The 21,578-nt window shown below is 33.1% G+C and carries 14 protein-coding genes and 1 pseudogene; 9 read left to right on the top strand and 6 right to left on the bottom strand.

The features are described from left to right. Positions 1–14 precede the first annotated feature (14 nt). Positions 15–779 (top strand): TIGR02757 family protein, encoded by a 765-nt coding sequence (locus MUN68_RS04470; RefSeq protein ID WP_249997166.1) that lies wholly within the window; start codon positions 15–17, stop codon positions 777–779. Positions 780–812: 33 nt separating this feature from the next. Here MUN68_RS04470 and MUN68_RS04465 read toward each other — a convergent pair whose 3' ends face one another. Genes MUN68_RS04465 through MUN68_RS04455 form a run of 3 tightly spaced genes read right to left on the bottom strand, consistent with a single transcriptional unit; the run spans position 813 to position 1,788 of the window. Continuing rightward, positions 813–971: a hypothetical protein gene (locus MUN68_RS04465; RefSeq protein ID WP_249997165.1), complete on the bottom strand. Its 159-nt coding sequence runs from the start codon at positions 969–971 to the stop codon at positions 813–815. Between the two features lie 18 nt (positions 972–989). Continuing rightward, complete coding sequence (locus tag MUN68_RS04460; protein WP_249997164.1) at positions 990–1,139, bottom strand: hypothetical protein; 150 nt, start codon at positions 1,137–1,139, stop codon at positions 990–992. Positions 1,140–1,161: 22 nt separating this feature from the next. Beyond that, entirely contained in the window at positions 1,162–1,788 is a 627-nt protein-coding gene (locus tag MUN68_RS04455; RefSeq protein WP_249997163.1) for a recombinase family protein, read from the bottom strand. 182 nt (positions 1,789–1,970) lie between these two features. Here MUN68_RS04455 and MUN68_RS04450 point away from each other — a divergent pair, with 182 nt between their 5' ends. Further along, positions 1,971–4,367 (top strand): BspA family leucine-rich repeat surface protein, encoded by a 2,397-nt coding sequence (locus MUN68_RS04450; RefSeq protein WP_249997162.1) that lies wholly within the window; start codon positions 1,971–1,973, stop codon positions 4,365–4,367. Positions 4,368–4,545: 178 nt separating this feature from the next. On the opposite strand, the gene MUN68_RS04445 is transcribed toward MUN68_RS04450, so the two are convergent. Continuing rightward, on the bottom strand, positions 4,546–5,211 hold the full coding sequence (locus MUN68_RS04445; RefSeq protein ID WP_249997161.1) for a hypothetical protein: 666 nt from the start codon (positions 5,209–5,211) through the stop codon (positions 4,546–4,548). A 439-nt stretch (positions 5,212–5,650) separates the two neighbouring features. Between MUN68_RS04445 and MUN68_RS04440 the strand changes: the two genes are divergently transcribed. After that, a complete protein-coding gene (locus MUN68_RS04440; protein ID WP_249997159.1) occupies positions 5,651–7,381 on the top strand; it encodes a recombinase family protein in 1,731 nt (576 codons plus the stop codon). A 25-nt stretch (positions 7,382–7,406) separates the two neighbouring features. After that, positions 7,407–7,673: pseudogene (locus MUN68_RS04435) on the top strand (DUF2400 family protein); the annotation flags it as partial. 6 nt (positions 7,674–7,679) lie between these two features. Here MUN68_RS04435 and MUN68_RS04430 read toward each other — a convergent pair. Continuing rightward, complete coding sequence (locus tag MUN68_RS04430; protein ID WP_249997158.1) at positions 7,680–9,614, bottom strand: M61 family metallopeptidase; 1,935 nt, start codon at positions 9,612–9,614, stop codon at positions 7,680–7,682. A gap of 86 nt (positions 9,615–9,700) precedes the next feature. On the opposite strand from MUN68_RS04430, the gene MUN68_RS04425 reads away from it, so the two are divergent. The 5 genes from MUN68_RS04425 to MUN68_RS04405 all read left to right on the top strand — a co-directional run bounded on the left by MUN68_RS04425 (position 9,701) and on the right by MUN68_RS04405 (position 20,977). After that, positions 9,701–10,708 carry a glycosyltransferase family 2 protein gene (locus MUN68_RS04425; RefSeq protein ID WP_249997157.1) on the top strand — a complete coding sequence of 336 codons (1,008 nt, stop codon included), beginning with the start codon at positions 9,701–9,703 and terminating at the stop codon, positions 10,706–10,708. Positions 10,709–10,776: 68 nt separating this feature from the next. Further along, entirely contained in the window at positions 10,777–13,296 is a 2,520-nt protein-coding gene (locus MUN68_RS04420) for a T9SS type B sorting domain-containing protein (protein ID WP_249997156.1), read from the top strand. 47 nt (positions 13,297–13,343) lie between these two features. Then, positions 13,344–18,500 carry a T9SS type B sorting domain-containing protein gene (locus tag MUN68_RS04415; RefSeq protein ID WP_272792401.1) on the top strand — a complete coding sequence of 1,719 codons (5,157 nt, stop codon included), beginning with the start codon at positions 13,344–13,346 and terminating at the stop codon, positions 18,498–18,500. Between the two features lie 35 nt (positions 18,501–18,535). Continuing rightward, on the top strand, positions 18,536–20,542 hold the full coding sequence (gene uvrB, locus MUN68_RS04410; protein WP_249995507.1) for an excinuclease ABC subunit UvrB: 2,007 nt from the start codon (positions 18,536–18,538) through the stop codon (positions 20,540–20,542). Then, on the top strand, positions 20,543–20,977 hold the full coding sequence (locus tag MUN68_RS04405; protein WP_249995506.1) for an SRPBCC family protein: 435 nt from the start codon (positions 20,543–20,545) through the stop codon (positions 20,975–20,977). Here MUN68_RS04405 and MUN68_RS04400 read toward each other — a convergent pair whose 3' ends face one another. Then, positions 20,978–21,379: a TerB family tellurite resistance protein gene (locus MUN68_RS04400; RefSeq protein WP_249995505.1), complete on the bottom strand. Its 402-nt coding sequence runs from the start codon at positions 21,377–21,379 to the stop codon at positions 20,978–20,980. Positions 21,380–21,578 lie beyond the last annotated feature (199 nt).

Here is a 21,578-nt window from a genome sequence, read left to right as displayed (position 1 = left end):
AAATAATTTGATAATTGATTCAATCCGAACTAAAAGAATTCCTAGAATCCAAAGTATCAATATACAATAACCCAAAGTTTATTGAGAGTGACCCTATCCAAATACCACATCGTTACCAGTTAAAAGAAGATATTGAAATATCTGCATTTCTAACAGCTACCATCGCTTGGGGAAACCGTAAAATGATAATTAAAAACGCTGACAGGATGATGCAGTTATTAAGTAATTCACCATTCGATTTTATTATGAATCATAAAGATTCGGACTTAGATAAATTCGATGGCTTTGTTCACCGTACGTTTAATGCAGAAGATTTTAAATATTTCATTAAAGCTCTAAATAATATATATACTAATTATGGTGGCATGGAGTCTATATTCCAGAAGAATGTGACTCAGGATAGTATCCAACCAGCTATTCATGAGTTTAAACAAATATTCTTTTCATTGGACCATCAAGTAAGAACCCAAAAACATGTTGGTGACCCAAATAAAGGTTCGGCATGTAAACGAATAAATATGATGCTCAGGTGGTTAATTAGAAAAGATAATTCTGGTGTGGATTTTGGGATTTGGAAAACTATTCCATCGTCAATTCTGTCGTGTCCTTTGGATGTGCATTCTGGTAATGTTGCCAGAAAGCTAGGTGTATTAACACGAAAGCAAAATGATGCTAAAGCCTTACTTGAACTTGATACATCGTTACGTAAATTAGACTCGATGGACCCTGTAAAGTACGACTTTGCATTATTTGGGTTGGGTGTATTTGAGGCGTTTTGATGATTACTCTATTATTTTTAATAAAGCTTTTGTCTATAAGGTAGATTCTAATTCAGATAATCTAAATCTTAATTTTTCACCTTCTTCAATATTTTTCTCTAAATCATTTCTTAAATAATTTATTTCATCGGTAAGTCCTACAATGTTATCATTCAATACTCTAATCACGTTTGCTAATTCTTGTGTATTCATTTTTTATAATATTTATTTTTAATATCTGCTCATTTGCTTCACCCAATGTTTCACTCGGTAAAGATTCTCGATGATTTTCTTAGCTGAAGACGGACTACTTGCTGAGGTTGAAACTTCAACTGCCGTTCCAACACCCTCTATTCGTATTTTCCCTTTGTACATTATCATATTAGCAATTTTTTATATTTAATTAAGCAGGTTCTAACACCAGTTTTCGGACTTTCTGAACTGTACCGCTAGACTTACCCGTTAGGGTCATTATGTTTCTTATGGACTGATTCTGCTTTACAAACTTTACGATATCTGAATGCTCGGTCAATAATTGTTTGGAATTTTTTGTGGAATTTACTCTACGACCAAGCTTACCACCTTCTTTAATATATTTGGCTCTACCACTATCAAGACGACTCTTAATTAATCTTAATTCAGCCATAGCAAAGGTAGATGCAATACTTAGCATCGTTTGGACCATGCCATTCACCTCTCCATTTTCAAGCAGTGTATGTAGCTTATAATTGTCGATAATAATATTTATTTTGTTTTCATTGCACTTCTCTAGGAACAAGGCAAATGATGATATTTTACGTGATATCCTGGATGTTTCTGATGCTATTATGTGCTTCACATTGTTGGTAATAGCATATTCCAATATATCATCATTAACCGCATCATTTTTAGTTCCACTTTTATAGTAGCTAAACTCCTTAATGATTTGGTAAGTGTTACCATAATTACACCTCAACTCTTCACTCTGACGAGTAACATCTTGTTTACTCTCGGTAGTAGAACACCTACTAATGATTAATGCTATTTCCATATCTTAAAATTTACATATCAAATATAGCTAAAAACTATTATAATTACAATTATTATAGTTTTAATCTATTAATTAGTAATTGTGTATTACGGGAAACCTTTAATAATATTTAATAATTTTGTTTAATTTACATGTTTTTAGTGACTTATAAGACCACATCAAATAACTTTGAATTAATCAATATGAAAAATTTATTAGCTACATTAATATTATTATTCACAATTACTTTTCTACAAGCACAGACACCCATTACTGACGCCAACATAAACGAAGCTGTTGATTTGTGGCTTTCTGACCAGCCCTTGGCAGAATCTACTTATGGCAATATTTCAAACTGGGATACAAGTTCGGTTACAGATATGAGTGAGTTGTTTTTATTTGCTGAATCATTTAACGAAGATATTGGTAATTGGGATACAAGCTCCGTTACGGATATGAGTGATATGTTTCGGAATGCTGAATCATTTAATCAAGATATTGGAAGTTGGAATACAAGCGCGGTTACAGATATGAGTTTTATGTTTGAAAGTAGTGCCATAGCTTTAGGAATTGAAAGTTGGGACACAAGTTCCGTTACAGATATGAGTGGAATGTTTATCTTTTCGGGTGGCTTTATTCCAGATATAGGAGGTTGGAATACAAGCTCAGTTACAAATATGACATATATGTTTGGTGAGTGCTTTACTTTTAATCAAGATATAGGAAGTTGGAACACAAGCTCTGTTACAAATATGAGTGAAATGTTTTCTGATGCCAGAGCTTTTAATCAAGATATTGGAGGTTGGGATACAAGCTCCGTTACAGATATGAGTAGAATGTTTCAATTCTATTTCGACGAATTTACTGACCCTGATGCTACTTACTCATTTAACCAAGACATAGGTAGTTGGGATGTTTCTAATGTTCAAGATATGAGTTTCATGTTTGACGAAGTGGAACTTTCTACATCAATTTATGATAGTATATTAATCGGATGGGCATCGCAAACTCTGCAAACTAATGTACCCTTCGAAGGGGGGGTATCAAGCTACTGTAATGGAGAAACAGCAAGAAACTCTATTATAAATGACTTTAATTGGAATATTACAGATGGTGGTTTGGACTGCCCTTTAACTCCTATTACTGACAGCAATATATACGCTGCTGTTAGTTTGTGGTTTACTCAAACGAATTTGGCAGAAGCTACTTATGGCAATATTTCAAACTGGGACACAAGCACCATTACAAGTATGAGTTTTATGTTTTCTGGTCGTCAATCTTTTAACCAAGATATCGGAGGTTGGGACACAAGTTCGGTTACAAGTATGAGAAATATGTTTAGCGGTGCTAATACATTTAATCAAGATATTGGTGGTTGGGATACAAATTTGGTTACAAATATGGAATCAATGTTTAGTGGTGCTAGTGCATTTAATCAAGATATTGGAGATTGGGATACAAGCTCGGTTGCTAATATGGAATCAATGTTTAGGGGTGCTAATGCATTTAACCAAGATATTGGAGGGTGGAACACAAGCTCTGTTATAGGTTCAGGTATGCAGAATATGTTTAACGGTGCTAATACATTTAATCAAGATATTGGTGGTTGGGATACAAGCGCCATTACAAATATGAATTCTATGTTTCGAGATGCTACTGTATTTAACCAAGATATTGGAGATTGGGACACAAGCTCTGTTATAGGTATGAATTCTACGTTTACTGGGGCTAGAGCGTTTAACCAAGATATTGGTGGTTGGGATACAGGAACTGTTACAGATATGAGAAATATGTTGAGTTTTACTGATGTATTTAATCAAGATATTGGAGGGTGGGATGTTTCTAATGTTCAAGACATGGCGGGAATGTTTGCTAACGCAACTGTATTTAACCAAGATATTGGAGGTTGGGATACAAGCACTGTCACAACTACATACTTAATGTTTTTTTTAGCTGAATCATTTAACCAAGATATAGGAGGTTGGGATACAACCTCTTTAATAGATATGACTTCAATGTTTTATAAATGCGAATCATTTAACCAAGATATAGGAGGTTGGGACACAAGCACTGTATCTACTATGGCTAGAATGTTTGATACTGCTTTATCATTTAACCAAAATATAGGAGATTGGGATGTTTCTAATGTTCAAGATATGAATCGTATGTTTGAAGGAGTGGAACTTTCAACATCAATCTATGATAGTATATTAATAGGATGGGCGTCGCAAAATCTACAAACTAATGTACTCTTCGATGGGGGGTTATCAAACTATTGTAATGGAGAAAATGCAAGAAATTCAATTATAAATGACTTTAATTGGACTATTACGGATGATGGTTTAGATTGCTCAACATTAGATTTAGTCGATAATGAATTGGATGGTCTTAAAGTTTATCCAAACCCTGTGACAAACCACCTTTTTATTCACAACGGTAACACTAATACAAAAATTAGAATATTCAATCTATTAGGAGAGGAAGTTATTACATTACAGCATAGTAGTCGCATTGATTTATCATCATTGAATTCAGGAGTTTATTTTCTTGAACTATCTTTTGATTCTATAACTACTGTAATAAAAATAATCAAAGACTAAAAATGATACATTATTAGCGTATCATTTAATGTGTTAATAGATTTAAAATGATACACTTTGGATTTTGATACGCTAACATGAAGATTAATCTAGCTTTTTAGGCAACACCCGTTTAGCGGTTTTACCACTCATAGTAAGTTGTAAGCCTTTAATTAGGTGCATGTTCTTTATTAGCAGTTCAAACTGTTGTTGTGTGACTCGTATTTTCATTTTTAATTTTTAATTCTATGTCGTTACCAAATAAATCCCAATCTTCATTAACCAATCCATCTTTGCTCATATAAAACAGTCCAGCTTTAAATGGGTCGTACTTTCCGTAATCCACTCTATCAAAAGAAAAGAATTGTAGAATATCTTGTATAACATCTAAGTGTAAACTTTCATCCCCAACATATAAGGCTAAATGGTTGTGATGACCATTACGATTATTATAAGTTTCTGTTGTGAAAAACATTCTAATTGTTGTTTCTGGATATCTTTCTACAAGGTCATCATTTAATGCTCTTATCAGCCTACTACAAGATTTTTGGTCTCTATCTAATTTATAGGAAATTGTTACAAAGTATGACCAAGGCATATACCATAGTTCTTTACACAATGAATCTTTATCCATTAAACCATCGATGAGGTTACGCATACTTTTATTTTCATTACAAACTTGATTATACTCATCGTGCATAATTTCAATATCAAAATATTTTAGGTGTGATTCAGGAATTAACCTTTTTCTGTTTTGGAGTTTCGTTTCAGTAAATAGGTCAGGACGTTTAACATAAAAACGATAGATAGAACTTCTACTTTTATTAACTGATTTAGTAAACTTTTTAATTGTTTCATATTTCATAATATTTATATTTAGTGCATTTGTTATTTGAACATAATTGTCCCATATAAAGAGATGTTAATTACAACCCTCTATAATTTAAATATCATCGAAAACCTAAAAGTTCACCTGTGACACACATTTTTAGAAAAAAATTTTAATTTCCAGTAAAATAAAGGTGAACCGCAGATGACACACTTCTTTTAAATACTTGTAAATGGTGCACAAATTAAATATAGGTCGGTTTGCAATCGAGAGGGAGCACCTATATATACATAGCAAGGTGCGATACGTTGTTGGCCATATACAGTTAGCGCAATGAGAACTTGGGTTTTTAGGATAATAAGAGGAAGTGTCCTACCGTAGAATCATTCTAGCGGATACGTGCTAGAGCAAATGTTTTAAGCAGCCTTAACTCTACAATTAATTTATTTAATTATCTTTAAAGTAAATATTATTTATGGTTGGAATTTATTGTAGAATTTCTGGTGATAAAGAAGAAGGAAAAGACACCAGTATAGAATATCAAGAAGAACGTGGTATTGGTTTCGCAAATGAAATGGGCATGCTTTATGAGGTTTATAAAGACATAAATGTTTCTGGTAAAGCAGATATTATTGCTCGTGATGAGTTTCATAGGTTTATTGGTGATGTTAAATCTGGAAAAATCACACATGTATTTGCAATACATCAAGACAGAATAGAACGGAATCCAGATACATGGCGTTACTTCGTTTCTACAGTTCTAAATGCTGGTGTTCAATGGTTTCCTGATGGCAAATTTTATGACCTTGATTCAACAACCAATAGAGCGATGGCAAACTTACTATCCATATTTAATGAAATGCATTCTGATAAAACTTCTGATGCTGTTAAGGTTGCATTCTATCGTAATGCTCTTAAAGGTAAAGTCCATGGCATAAGACCATATGGAATTACTAAAGATGAAGATGGTTATATGATACATGAGCCTAATGAGATAAAAGTAGTCAAAGATATATTTAAATGGTCATTAGAGGGTTTAGGGGTATATAGCATTGCCAAAAAATTAAATGATTTGAATATACCAACAAGGTTTGCTACACTTGATAAAAGCACCACCACCATAGATTCGAGTACTGGTAGAAAAGTTAAACAAAAGAATAAGGTTTGGTGGGGTTCAACAGTACATGGAATCTTAAAGAAAAAGTTATATGCTGGTTTCCATGTTTGGAATAAGGAAGAAATAGAGTTGCCACATCTAGCTTTAGTCACACTAGATGAATTCGATAAAGTCCAGGAGAATTTGAAAAAAAACAAAAGGACTAAATCAGGCAAGAAACCTATTTACAAATACTTATTGAATGGTCTGATTTATTGTCATGATTGTAGTAAGATGTACAAAGGCAAAAGGAGATTATCCGATAGGCGGAATCAGTATATATGTTCTGGAAAACAAGCACCACTTCATATTTGTAAAACCAGCAAAGGTTTTAATATTCCTCGTTTTGAAACGTTCATCATTAAGCATTTATTCCTTAGCAAAGACCTTCAGAAACATCTCAATAACATTGAAGTTGACACTGTTGAAATAGATACGTTAACTTTTAAAAAGAATGAGTTAAAGAGTAAGATTAAGACAGCAGAAAAACAAGAGACAAAAGCGTTTAATTTGTTGTTTGGTGACGATGATTTATCAGATGATACTAGGTTAAAAGCTAAATACAAAGAAACAAAAAACAAAGTTGTTTCGTATAAAGAATCTTTGGAACAAGTTGAATCTGAATTGAAAATACAAACCGATAACAACCGCTTAAATAGAGTTAACAGAACTATAGAGGGTTTCAACCTCAACGCTGGATTTGAAGCTATTAAACTAGCTGTACAACAGCTTATAGAACGTGTTGATGTTGAATACCGACCGCTAAAAAAGAATGGCAGATTCATCTTTAGAATTAAATATAAAGGGTTTCAAGAACATATATCTTATGCTGCCACCCAACAGTTAGACAGATTTGCATGTGTTAATTATGAAAATACTCTTGAATCTTATGAATATGCTGAAGGTCTAAATGTTTGGAAGGGGTATAAGTCTTCTAATAAACACTTCCTAAAATCAGATGCCAATTTTAATGAATACTTTGATAAGTTCTACAAACATCACAGTATGCCTATAAGAGTTAACAAAGAGGAATTGCTTCATTTTGATTAAATACTATGCTGCATAATTTATATGCATCAACATGTACTTGAGGTGGATGGTAAGACAAGATCAAAATGGTGTGGATTTTGGGATTTGGAAACACATCAACCCTTCACTTCTATCTTGTCCTTTAGATGTGCATTCTGGTAATGTAGCTCGTAAATTAGGATTACTAAAACGCAAACAAAATGATGGTAAGGCTTTAGCTGAATTAGATATCTCTCTTCGCAAATTAGATGCAATTGATCCTACCAAATACGATTTTGCTTTATTTGGTTTAGGTGTATTTGAAGGCTTTTAAAAAACCTTATTCGGATTTACTTTTTTCATCAAGCATTTCTGTATTTGAAGCATTATTTAACCAAGCTTTACGAATCTTAATTTGAGCAGAAGTAGCTTTGCTATTTTCTACAATATTCTTTTTAGTGGAATACGCTTGAGTCAATTTTGTTTTTATAATAATTTCTTCTCCATTGCGATCGATAACCAAATGAATATCATCTCCAATTTTTGCACCATAAAGTTGTATTAAAATAACCCTAGCATTTTCGATAGTTGCTGCTTTTCCATTTACAGATTTAACAATATCATTTTCATTGACACCATTTTTCACCCAAAAGCTATTATCTTTAACATTAGAAGAGAAAAACACAATTCCTTTGTCTTTATCTGCCTCGAAAACTGATCCAGCTCCAGATTGTATTAGCCCTATTTCAACACGTGTTTCTTCAAAGGTCAAACCAACTTTTTCTAAAAATGTGCTATAATCTATTGGAGTTGCACCAACTATATGTGTCTTAAAAAACTCACCAATTGAAGGGTATGTCATATCAATAATTTCATCAATTAGTAAATCATCCTTAAACGGTTTTTCTATTCCGTATATGTTTGATAATTCTTTCATTAAGCTAAGCATACTTCTATTCCCATTGCTTTCTTCTCTCAATAAAATATCCAGACACATTCCTAATAAAGGTCCTTTTTCATATACGTTACCATAATTTGATTTAAAAGGTTCTTCTAAAATATTCTCACTCATTTCAGTAAAACTCATTTCATCATCGTAATAACCTCTAGACCTATGAATTTCTGAATTCACTACTTTATAATAATCTTCTGATGTAATCAAACCTTGATACGCCTGAAAATGCTGCGCAAAATATTCAGTTACGCCTTCATACATCCATAAATGTTTAGAAAAGGTTGGCTCATTATAATCGAAATAGTGCACATCTTCAGAATGTACAGTTAAAGGTGTTACAATATGAAAAAACTCATGTCCAACAATATCAATTACAGATTTCGCCAAACGTTCTTCAGTACTATTTTCTAACAAAACGGCAACTGTTGAAGTATGATGTTCTAATGCGCCTATACCTTTGGGCTGACCTTCGCTCCTATCTGTTAAATACAAATAAATATCATAGCGTGATGTTGCATTCATATCTCCTAAATACGCTATTTGAGCTTCCATCATTTTAGAAACAGTAGCTTTCAAAGTCGATACTTTATGTTTACTATTTGGCGAATACACACTTAAAACAATTTTAACATCTCCAACCATAAATTCTTCAACATCTAAGTTACCGTACATCATTGGATTATCAGTGATGTCAAAATAACGAGGCGCAAAATAACTTGTTGTAATTTTTGTGCCATCAGGACTAGATTTTAAGTTGGTACTTTGCAATGCTGATGTACGTTCAAAAATTGCTGGTGCTGTTATATCTAATGTATATTGTGCATTTTTAAGTGCATCAAAATAACCTATAAATCCGTGTAAATTCAATACATAATTTTCTGGTGAAATATTAGTTCCTCCAGGTGAAAAAGGTATTTCTTCTCTAGAATTCGCATGATTTTCAAGGTCAAATGTATCATTAACTAAGTATTCTAGTTTATCTAATCGTGTTGCATTAGCAATTTGCCAGGTGTTATCATTTATTCTAACAACAGGCAAAATAGTTCCACTATAATCAAAGGCCTTTAAATCTTCAATATATTTCCCAAAATCTTCAACAGCATAACTGCCTTGAATAATTCTGGGCATTCTATAAATCACTGTATCTAATATGAAGCGGCCTGGATTTATAGTTACAGGAGCTTTATCATCTACAACTTTAGTTAAATCAATTGATGCAGCTACAGGGTTTTTATAAGCTAAGTCACTAATGTCGCTTTTGGAAGTTCCGCAAGCAAAAAGTAATATACTAAATGTTGCTACAACTAAAATGTGCTTCATAATATTTTTTTTAACGCACAAAATTACAATAGGCAATACTTAATTTAGCAAAGGTTTTGTTAAAATAGATGTTGTATTTTAGCCGTATGTCTAAACCAGTTATAAGTATTCTTACTCCTTTTAAAAACTCATCTATTTTTTTACCAGAATGTTTAGAATCTATCATTCAACAAACGTATAGAGATTGGGAATTATTAATAGTAGATGATAACTCAACAGACAATAGTTATGCTGTTGTAAATCAATTTGTTCAAAAAGATTCGCGTATCAAATTATTTAAAAACTCAGATACTGGAATTATAAATGCATTACGTTTAGCCTTTGATAAAAGCTCAGGAACTTACGTCACAAGAATGGATAGTGATGATCTTATGCATCCCGAGAAATTAGCCATAATGTTAAATGATTTACAAACACATGGCAAAAAACACATGGCTTTAGGCTTAGTAAAATACTTTAGTGAAACTGGTATTGGTAATGGGTATGCCAAATACGAATCTTGGTTAAACACACTTACAAAAAATGGAACTAATTATTCTGACATCTACAAAGAATGTGTCATCCCATCGCCATGCTGGATGCTACATCGAGAAGATTTAATCGCTTGTGACGCATTTAATCCTGAACGCTATCCAGAAGATTATGACTTGGCATTTCGATGCTATAAAAACAACATCAAATGCATTCCAAGTAATAGTCTTCTACATTACTGGAGAGATTATAGTACAAGAGCTTCAAGAACTGATAGTAATTATGCCGACAATCATTTTCTTAGCATTAAATTACATTACTTTTTAGAACTTAATTACAATGCTTTAAGACCTCTAACAGTTTGGGGAGCAGGTCAAAAAGGAAAAACTACAGCAAAACTTTTACAAAAAGCTGGTGTCGACTTTATATGGATATGTGATAATCCGAAAAAAATTGGCAAGCATATTTATGATGTAAAATTATACAATTTCGAACACTTAAAAACGCTCCGAAATCCGCAAAGCATTATAACTGTTGCCAATTCAAAGGAACAGGAAATCATCAAATTATATTTAGAATCTATAAATATGGCAGTAATGAACGATTACATTTTCTTTTGTTAATTAAAAGTAACACTAGAATAACATAGAAATATAGAAATATTCTTTAATTTGCTACACATTTTATAGCTATGAAACCAAACACCTCAATTCTTATTCTTTTATATTTTTTTTTGTCAATCAATCATATTGATGCAATAAATTTATCAAATTCTTCAGACTCATCTAGTCTTAATGTATTGTGCCCTGCACCAATCTTAACGTCTTACCAGCCAAGTAGTGGTCCAGAAAACACTTTAATCACGATACAAGGAAGTGATTTTGATACCGCAGCTTCTGTAACTTTCGACGGAACAGAAGCGTCATTCACTATCATTAATGCTAATGAAATTACTGCACTTGTTCCTGCTGGAATAGCAGAAACATCTACCATTTCTATCACTAGCACTGGAGGTTGTACTGGAGATGCTGCAACTAATTTTACTTTTATTTCTTCAGAATGTTTTACAGGTGAATTATATATTTCTGAAATTTTTGATTCAGAAACTGGTAGTTATGGTATTATAGAACTTTACAATCCAACAAATACAACAATTACTCTAGATGGTATCTACACTGTAGAACGATATGGCGATATTGGAAACGCTGCTCCAAGTATTACAATTCCTCTTGTAAATACTGTTGGTCCTCAACAAACATATAATATTCAACTTGGAAATACTGGTACTGATTGTGGTATTGCAACTGATCTCGAAACCGCTACTGGGTTTAATGAAAATGATGAATTCAAACTTCTTAAAAACAATGTTTTAATAGATATTGTACATGCTCCTGATGAAAAAGGGTATACGATTATAAGAAATGCTAATGCTGTTGCTCCAAGTAACACTTTTAATGCTACAGAATGGTTGATCGATAGTTTTGAAATGTGTACTGATTTAGGAATGCATACTGCAGATCCGACATCTTCTGAAACACCAGAAATCATACATCCTATGTCACAAAACATGTGTGCTAACGATCCAACATCATTTACAGTTTCTGTAGATAGCGGAACGTTTTCTTACCAATGGAAAACACTTGATGCTTCGGGGAACTGGGTAAATGTGACTAACAATGCTATTTACTCTGGAGCAACAACTAATACATTAAACTTGATAAATGTACCTATCACTTTTAACGGAAACCAATACTATTGTGAAATAACTTCTGCTAATTGTGAGCTTGCTAGTAATGCTGCACAATTATTCGTTTTTACTTCAGAAGTTGATGATTTAGCAGACGCAAATGTTTGTGAAAACTATACGCTTCCTGATTTAACAAATGGCAACTACTTTACATTAGCCAATGGCTCTGGAACACAATTAAATGCTGGTGATGTCATTACTACAACACAAACAATTTTCATTTTCAACAGTGTTGGAACTTGTACTAACGAGTCTAGTTTTACAGTTACCATCACAGATCCACCAGCTGTTGACACCATAGAAGATCAAACCGTTTGTACAGAATATATTTTACCTACATTAATCAATGGTACTTATTTTCCTGAAGCTAATGGCACAGGAACAACTTTGAATGCTGGAGATGTTATTTCTTCAACACAAACAATTTATATTTATAACGAAACAGGAGTTGCTCCTGATATATGTTCTAACGAATCTAGTTTTACGGTTACTATTAGTGGAACGCCTACTGTAGATATTCTAAACGATGACACAGCTTGTTCAGAATTTACCTTACCTGCATTAATCAATGGAAATTACTTTACTGCATCAGGTGGAAACGGCACATCTTTAAATGCTGGTGATGTGATTACTACATCCCAAAGAATTTACATATATATAGAAATAGGAACTGCGCCTGATACATGCTCGAATGAAAGTAGTTTTGATATCACCATCAACCAAGTTCCCATAGTTGATATAATTTCTAGTCAAGACATTTGCTCTGATTATACGCTTCCAATGTTAACCAACGGAAACTATTTCACTTCAACTAATGGCGCAGGAACACAATTAAATGCTGGTGATTTAATTTCAGCATCGCAAACCATTTATATTTATAATGAAATAGGAACTTCTCCAAATATATGTTCTAACGAATCTAGTTTTGATATCACAATTTATCCTGCTGTTGATTTTTCTTTAACCGAAAGTAATATTACAATAGATGAAGACTCTATAACTGTAACAATGACAGACAACACAATACCTTATGAATACGCCATTGATAATGGAGTATTTCAGTCTGACTTTATGTTTACAAACCTTTCAAATGGACAACACACGTTATACGTAAGTGATAATAATGGCTGTGTAACAAAGTCTTTAACTTTTGATATTTCAGTTGACCTTGGAGAGTTAATAATTCCTGAAGGGTTTTCACCAAATAATGATGGAAAAAACGATTGGTTTAACATCCAAGGGCTATATGATAATTACCAAAATCATGAATTAAAAATCTACAATCGCTATGGTGCTTTAATTTTTGAAGGAAATAACAACAACAAATGGTATGGAATCGCAAATAAAGGTCTAATGAAAACCAGTAACGTACTTCCTGTAGGCACCTATTTTTACGTTTTAAATCTTAATGATACTAATGCAACTAAAAACGAATATATTGGTTGGGTATATCTAAACAAGTAAAATAGAACCAATTAAATATTATTATTTTTAATCCCTAATAACACTTAATGAAACGTTTTATTTTTATATCTGCTTTTTTTTGTGCGCTTTTTGCGTCTAATCAAAGTTTCTCATTTAATGCGATTAAAAATAACGCAAGTACAACTGTTAATAGATTATGTCCTGCTCCAATTGTTTCAGTTTTCTCTCCTTCGACAGGACCTGAAAATACGCTTATAACAATAACTGGAGTTAATTTTACAGATGTTGTTTCTGTACAATTAGAAGGTATGGACATCGGATTCATAATTATTAATGATAACGAAATCACTGCTGTTGCACCAGCGACATTATCAGCATCTTCTCAAATAAATCTTATTAGTTCTGGTGGATGTATAGGTGTTTCAGCAAATGCATTTACTGTAACCGAATCTGAATGCAGTACAAGTAGTGGAGAAATCTACATTTCTGAAGTATATGACTCTGATGGTGGTAGTTATGGTGTTATTGAACTTTATAATCCAACAAATAATATCATCACTTTAGATGGAGTTTATCAAATTGATCGATATGGTGATATTGGAAACGCTACACCAAGTTATTCAATTCTGTTAACAGGTACTATAAATCCATTTGATACATTTATAATTGAAATGGGAAGCACAGGAAATGTATGTCCTGGCATAGTTCCTGATTTAAGTCTTGGCGCTGGTATTAATGCAAATGATGAAATAGTACTTCTTAAAAATGGTATTCAAATTGATGTTTTATATACTGATGTTAATATTGGTTATACATATGTTAGAAATCCTGATGCTGTTGTACCTTCAAGTACATTTGACATTAACGATTGGGCATTTTCAGATAATGAAATTTGTTCAAATCTTAATACGCATACAGAAGATCCTTTCATCTTGCCAAATATAACACAACCTGTATCTCAGAATGTTTGTGTGAATGGAAACACAATGTTTACTGTTTCTGTTGACACAGGAACCTATACCTATCAATGGAAAGTTCTTGATGCTTCTGGAAACTGGATAGATATTATTAACAATGCAAACTATTCAGGTGCGACTACAGCGACATTAATGCTAAACAATATACCTGGAAATTTTGATGGCAATCAATATTATTGTGAGATGACTTCTGGTAATTGCGATTTGTTAAGTGTTGCTGTACAACTTGTAGTTAACAATCCTGAAGTTGATACATTAGCAGATCAAACGTTTTGTACACAATATATCTTACCTCCTCTTACTAATGGTAATTATTTCTTAGCTCCTAATGGTGGTGGAGCAATTTTATTTGCTGGAGATGGTGTTGGAATTACAAGGACAATCTATATTTATAACGAAACCGGAGTTGCTCCTGATATATGTTATAACGAATCTAGTTTTTTAGTAACCATAACTGGTATACCTGCAGTAGATACAATACCTGACCAAAATATTTGTTCAGAATACACCTTACCTCCTCTCACCAACGGAAACTATTTCTCTTTAACTGGTGGAAATGGAACAGCATTTAATGCTGGTGATGTTATCAATACAACGCAAACCATATTTATTTACAATGAAAATGGAGTCACTACAGATACCTGTACTAATGAGAGTAGTTTTACGATCACAATTCTTCCGCTGCCTTTGGTAGATACAATTGCTGATCAAGATGTGTGTACGGATTTCACATTGCCTGCACTAACCAATGGAAACTATTTTTCTCTTACTGGTGGAAATGGAACAACGTTTAATGCTGGTGATGTAATCAGTTCTGATCAGACTATTTTTATCTATAATGAAACAGGAACGGCTCCTGATATTTGCACTAACGAAACGAGTTTTACGGTTACTGTTGTTGGAACGCCTTTAGTAGACACCATTGCAAATCAGAATGTATGTGTCGATTATACCTTGCCTACACTTACTAACGGAAACTACTTTTCTCTTACTGGTGGAAATGGAACAGCATTTAATGCTGGTGATGTCATTAATGCAACGCAAACCATATTCATTTACAATCAAATCGGAACGGCTCCTGATATTTGTACTAACGAAACGAGTTTTACAATTACCATTCTTGGATTGCCTTTGGTAGATACCATTGCCAATCAAATTGTGTGTACAGATTATACCTTGCCTGCACTTACCAATGGAACTTATTTTTCTCTTACTGGTGGAAATGGAACAACGTTTAACGCTGGTGATGTCATTAATTCAACCCAAACCATATTCATTTACAATGAAACTGGAACGGCTCCTGATATTTGCACTAACGAAACGAGTTTTACGGTTACTGTTGTTGGAACGCCTTTAGTAGACACCATTGCAAATCAGAATGTATGTGTCGATTATACCTTGCCTACACTTACTAACGGAAACTACTTTTCTCTTACTGGTGGAAATGGAACAGCATTTAATGCTGGTGATGTCATAAATACAACGCAAACCATATTCATTTACAATCAAATCGGAACGGCTCCTGATATTTGTACTAACGAAACGAGTTTTACAATTACCATTCTTGGATTGCCTTTAGTGGATACCATTGCCAATCAAATTGTGTGTACAGATTATACCTTGCCTGCACTTACCAATGGAACTTATTTTTCTCTTACTGGTGGAAATGGAACAACGTTTAACGCTGGTGATGTAATCAGTTCAGATCAGACTATTTTTATCTATAATGAAACAGGAACGGCTCCTGATATTTGCACTAACGAAGCGAGTTTTACGGTTACAATTATCGGAACACCTTTAGTGGACACCATTGCAAATCAGAATGTTTGTGTCGATTATACCTTGCCTACACTTACTAACGGAAACTACTTTTCTCTTACTGGTGGAAATGGAACTACCTTTAATGCTGGTGATGTCATAAATACAACGCAAACCATATTCATTTACAATCAAATCGGAACGGCTACTGATATTTGTACTAACGAAACGAGTTTTACAATTACCATTCTTGGATTGCCTTTAGTGGATACCATTTCCAATCAAATCGTGTGTACAGATTACACCTTACCTGCACTAACCAATGGAAACTATTTTTCTCTTACTGGTGGAAATGGAACAACGTTTAATGCTGGTGATGTAATCAGTTCTGATCAGACTATTTTTATCTATAATGAAACAGGAACGGCTCCTGATATTTGCACTAACGAAACGAGTTTTACGGTTACAATTATCGGAACACCTTTAGTAGACACCATTGCAAATCAGAATGTTTGTGTCGATTATACCTTGCCTACACTTACTAACGGAAACTACTTTTCTCTTACTGGAGGAAATGGAACTACCTTTAATGCTGGTGATGTCATAAATGCAACGCAAACCATATTTATTTACAATCAAATCGGAACGGCTCCTGATATTTGTACTAACGAAACGAGTTTTACAATTACCATTCTTGGATTGCCTTTAGTGGATACCATTGCCAATCAAATTGTGTGTACAGATTACACCTTACCTGTGCTTACTAATGGAACTTATTTTTCTCTTACTGGTGGAAATGGAACAACGTTTAATACTGGTGATGTAATCAGTTCTGATCAGACTATTTTTATCTATAATGAAACAGGAACGGCTCCTGATATTTGCACTAACGAAACGAGTTTTACGGTTACTGTTGTTGGAACGCCTTTAGTGGACACCATTGCAAATCAGAATGTTTGTGTCGATTATACCTTGCCTACACTTACTAATGGAAACTACTTTTCTCTAACTGGAGGAAATGGAACTACCTTTAATGCTGGTGATGTCATAAATACAACGCAAACCATATTCATTTACAATCAAATCGGAACGACTCCTGATATTTGTACTAACGAAACGAGTTTTACAATTACCATTCTTGGATTGCCTTTAGTGGATACCATTGCCAATCAAATTGTGTGTACAGATTACACCTTACCTGCACTTACCAATGGAACTTATTTTTCTCTTACTGGTGGAAATGGAACAACGTTTAATGCTGGTGATGTAATCAGTTCTGATCAGACTATTTTTATCTATAATGAAACAGGAACGGCTCCTGATATTTGCACTAACGAAACGAGTTTTACGGTTACAATTATCGGAACACCTTTAGTAGACACCATTGCAAATCAGAATGTTTGTGTCGATTATACCTTGCCTACACTTACTAACGGAAACTACTTTTCTCTTACTGGAGGAAATGGAACTACCTTTAATGCTGGTGATGTCATAAATACAACGCAAACCATATTCATTTACAATCAAATCGGAACGGCTCCTGATATTTGTACTAACGAAACGAGTTTTACGGTTACGATTATCGGAACACCTTTAGTAGACACCATTGCGAATCAGAATGTTTGTATCGATTATACCTTGCCTACACTTACTAATGGAAACTACTTTTCTCTAACTGGAGGAAATGGAACTACCTTTAATGCTGGTGATGTCATAAATGCAACGCAAACCATATTCATTTACAATCAAATCGGAACGGCTCCTGATATTTGTACTAACGAAACGAGTTTTACAATTACCATTCTTGGATTGCCTTTAGTGGATACCATTGCCAATCAAATTGTGTGTACAGATTACACCTTACCTGTGCTTACTAATGGAACTTATTTTTCTCTTACTGGTGGAAATGGAACAACGTTTAATGCTGGTGATGTAATCAGTTCTGATCAGACTATTTTTATCTATAATGAAACAGGAACGGCTCCTGATATTTGTACTAACGAAACGAGTTTTACGGTTACGATTATTTCATCTTCAGACTTCAGTCTTACTGAATCGAATATTGAAACCTTAAATGAAACTCTTACAGTTAATATGAATGACCCTTCTGTTACTTATGAATATTCATTGAATGGTTTAGACTTTCAAACTAGTAATGTGTTTTCAAATTTACCTGAAGGCACTTATATTTTATATGTTAGAGAAATTGGTGGATGTATTACAAAATCTATATTTTTTGAAATAACAATAGATTTATTTATTCCGAAGTTTTTAACACCAAACGAAGATGGTTTTAAAGATACATGGAAAATTATCGACCGAAATAACATCATCAAAGATGTCTATATTTTTGACAGATATGGTAAGCTTCTGAAACATATCATAGGAAATGCTGTAGCTTGGAATGGTACTTATAACGGAAAAGCTCTAGGAACTAATGATTATTGGTACATTATAAATTTAAGGACTGGTAAACAAATAAAAGGTCATTTCACTTTAAAACGGTAGTTCCTTTACACATAAGTTTTATGTAACTTTGTAAGATGCGTTTTAAAGTACAATCCGAATTCAAACCTACAGGTGATCAACCTCAAGCCATTCAGCAATTAGTTGATGGAATAAACACCAACGAAAAATACCAAACTTTACTTGGCGTAACTGGTTCTGGAAAAACGTTTACAGTTGCAAACGTCATTCAAGAAGTACAAAAACCTACGTTGGTTTTAGCTCACAATAAAACTTTGGCTGCACAATTGTATTCAGAATTTAAACAGTTTTTTCCAGAAAATGCTGTTGAGTATTTTGTGTCGTATTATGACTACTATCAACCAGAAGCATACATTCCAGTTTCTGGAGTTTACATAGAAAAGGATTTGTCAATAAACGAAGAAATTGAGAAAATGCGTTTGAGTACAACTTCATCTCTATTGTCAGGACGACGTGATGTGATTGTTGTGGCTTCTGTATCTTGTTTATATGGTATTGGAAATCCTGTTGAATTTCAAAAGAATGTGATTTCAATAGAAATCGATCAACAAATTTCTAGAACCGATTTATTACATCGACTTGTGCAAAGTTTATACTCAAGAACTGAAGCCGATTTTAATCATGGTAATTTCAGAATAAAAGGCGATACAGTTGATGTATTTCCTAGTTATGCAGATGATGCATTCCGCATTCATTTTTTTGGAGATGAAATCGAAGATATAGAACAATTCAATATTCAAACTAATGAAGTTATCGAGCATTATGACCGATTGAATATTTATCCTGCTAACATGTTTGTAACCTCACCAGATGTACTCCAAGGTGCAATTCGAGACATTCAAGATGATCTAGTAAAACAATACGATTACTTCAAAGACATTGGAAAACATTTAGAAGCAAAACGTTTGAAAGAACGTACCGAATTTGATTTAGAAATGATTCGTGAATTAGGCTATTGTTCTGGAATTGAAAATTATTCTAGATATTTAGATGGACGATTACCTGGAACACGTCCTTTCTGTTTATTGGATTATTTTCCAGATGATTTTTTAATGGTTGTTGATGAAAGTCATGTTACCATTTCCCAAGTTCATGCCATGTATGGTGGCGATCGAAGTCGTAAAGAAAATTTAGTAGAATATGGTTTTAGATTACCAGCTGCTATGGATAATAGACCATTAAAATTTGAAGAATTTGAAGTCTTGCAAAATCAGGTGATTTATGTAAGTGCCACTCCTGCTGATTATGAATTACAAAAAACAGATGGAATCTATGTAGAACAAGTCATTAGACCTACTGGACTTTTAGATCCTATTATTGAAGTGCGACCAAGTTTGAATCAGATCGATGATTTAATCGAAGAGATTCATCAACGTATAGAAAAAGATGAACGGACTTTAGTCACAACGTTAACCAAACGTATGGCTGAAGAATTGACAAAATATTTAGATCGCATTCAAATTCGTTGTCGATATATTCACAGTGATGTCGACACCCTTGAACGTGTTCAAATCATGCAAGATCTACGTAAAGGTGTATTTGATGTATTAGTTGGTGTTAATTTACTTCGTGAAGGTTTAGATTTACCAGAAGTATCTTTAGTTGCTATCCTTGATGCTGATAAAGAAGGGTTTTTAAGATCTACACGATCTCTTACTCAAACCGTTGGAAGAGCAGCACGACATCTTAATGGAAAAGCCATAATGTATGCAGATAAAATTACTAAAAGCATGCAAAAAACGATTGATGAAACTGAATATAGACGTGAAAAACAAATTGCTTATAACACCAAACATAATGTAACTCCAAGAGCGCTTAATAAGAGTTTAGACAACGCTTTAACTGAAAATTCGGTTAGCACTTATAGTTATGAGTTGGAAGCTGCGAAAGCAGCAGAACCAGAAAGTGAATACTTGACTAAAAATCAATTAGAAAAGAAAATTCGTGAAAAACGTAAGCTTATGGAACAAGCTGCTAAAGCATTAGACTTTATTATAGCAGCTCAACTTCGTGATGAAATTAAAAGCTATCAGGAAAAATTAGAAAAAGTAAATATGACATAAATGAAAGTTAGCGAACCAATAATTCAAATAACGCAACATTATGAACAACCTATAAAAAGTGTGTGGAACGCTTTAACAGATGTTCATGTAATGAGACAATGGTTTTTTGATAACATTCCTGAATTTGAACCAACAGTTGGATTTAAAACTCGATTTTCAGTAACATCTGAAGATCGCATATTCCTTCATCTTTGGGAAATAACTGAGGTCATTCCATATCATAAAATTGTTCTCAATTGGAAATATGATGGCTATCAAGGGGATTCCTTTGTAACTTTTGAATTGTCTAAAGTTGACAACCACACACAATTGACTTTAATAACAAAAGTTATTGAGGATTTTCCAGACAACATACCTGAGTTTAAAAGAGAAAGCTGTATAGCTGGCTGGAATTATTTTATCAAGACGAGTTTAATGAATTATTTCAAACAATAATTAATTATACTGTACTTTAAAAATATCAATTAAGAAATCTGGTGGAACAATTTTATTTGGAAAACTATCCATTAAATCAAGAACTCTATTTATAGATTCATGACTCAAACCCATTCTTAGTCCGAAATTATGAAGTTTAACTAGTTCCTTAGAACTTATCTCATGATCTAAATTCATTAATAAGACTAATCTATGAAACTGAACGATACGTTCGCTATGAGATTTAAGATTAACATACGTTACAGGATGTTCTATTAAGTATTCAAAATCTTCTTTTGAAATGTCCAATTGTTTGGCAACTCCAAAAAGAAATCTATATTCTATGGATTTTATATTTTCATTTTTCTGTGCAAAAGCAATCATTTCTGAAAGCAAGCTCAATTTTTCAACGCGATTTATCATGACGAGGGATTATGATTTTTAATTATTTAAATTTAATAAGTTTAATGTGGCTATAATCCTTGATAAATTGTAGCTCATCGAAAAATAATCTACATTTCATCGGTTTTTTCCTACTTTTACATAGAATAAAAATGCAATATATTGATTTTCAGCATCTTAAAAAGATAGTGTCGTTCATCGATTATTCAGTCTTTGAAAA

This window comes from Psychroserpens ponticola, assembly GCF_023556315.2.
Classification (GTDB): domain Bacteria; phylum Bacteroidota; class Bacteroidia; order Flavobacteriales; family Flavobacteriaceae; genus Psychroserpens; species Psychroserpens ponticola.
Note: the sequence above shows the minus strand (reverse complement) of the source record. Positions and strands in the feature narration are given on the sequence as shown.

Bases quoted from the DNA above. Each gene is read 5' to 3' on its own strand.
- MUN68_RS04460 (WP_249997164.1), bottom strand. From the start codon at position 1,139: ATGATAATGTACAAAGGGAAAATACGAATAGAGGGTGTTGGAACGGCA.
- MUN68_RS04440 (WP_249997159.1), top strand. From the start codon at position 5,651: ATGGTTGGAATTTATTGTAGAATTTCTGGTGATAAAGAAGAAGGAAAA.
- MUN68_RS04465 (WP_249997165.1), bottom strand. From the start codon at position 971: ATGAATACACAAGAATTAGCAAACGTGATTAGAGTATTGAATGATAAC.
- MUN68_RS04445 (WP_249997161.1), bottom strand. From the start codon at position 5,211: ATGAAATATGAAACAATTAAAAAGTTTACTAAATCAGTTAATAAAAGT.
- MUN68_RS04450 (WP_249997162.1), top strand. From the start codon at position 1,971: ATGAAAAATTTATTAGCTACATTAATATTATTATTCACAATTACTTTT.
- MUN68_RS04455 (WP_249997163.1), bottom strand. From the start codon at position 1,788: ATGGAAATAGCATTAATCATTAGTAGGTGTTCTACTACCGAGAGTAAA.
- MUN68_RS04405 (WP_249995506.1), top strand. From the start codon at position 20,543: ATGAAAGTTAGCGAACCAATAATTCAAATAACGCAACATTATGAACAA.
- MUN68_RS04400 (WP_249995505.1), bottom strand. From the start codon at position 21,379: ATGATAAATCGCGTTGAAAAATTGAGCTTGCTTTCAGAAATGATTGCT.
- MUN68_RS04425 (WP_249997157.1), top strand. From the start codon at position 9,701: ATGTCTAAACCAGTTATAAGTATTCTTACTCCTTTTAAAAACTCATCT.
- MUN68_RS04420 (WP_249997156.1), top strand. From the start codon at position 10,777: ATGAAACCAAACACCTCAATTCTTATTCTTTTATATTTTTTTTTGTCA.
- uvrB (WP_249995507.1), top strand. From the start codon at position 18,536: ATGCGTTTTAAAGTACAATCCGAATTCAAACCTACAGGTGATCAACCT.
- MUN68_RS04430 (WP_249997158.1), bottom strand. From the start codon at position 9,614: ATGAAGCACATTTTAGTTGTAGCAACATTTAGTATATTACTTTTTGCT.
- MUN68_RS04415 (WP_272792401.1), top strand. From the start codon at position 13,344: ATGAAACGTTTTATTTTTATATCTGCTTTTTTTTGTGCGCTTTTTGCG.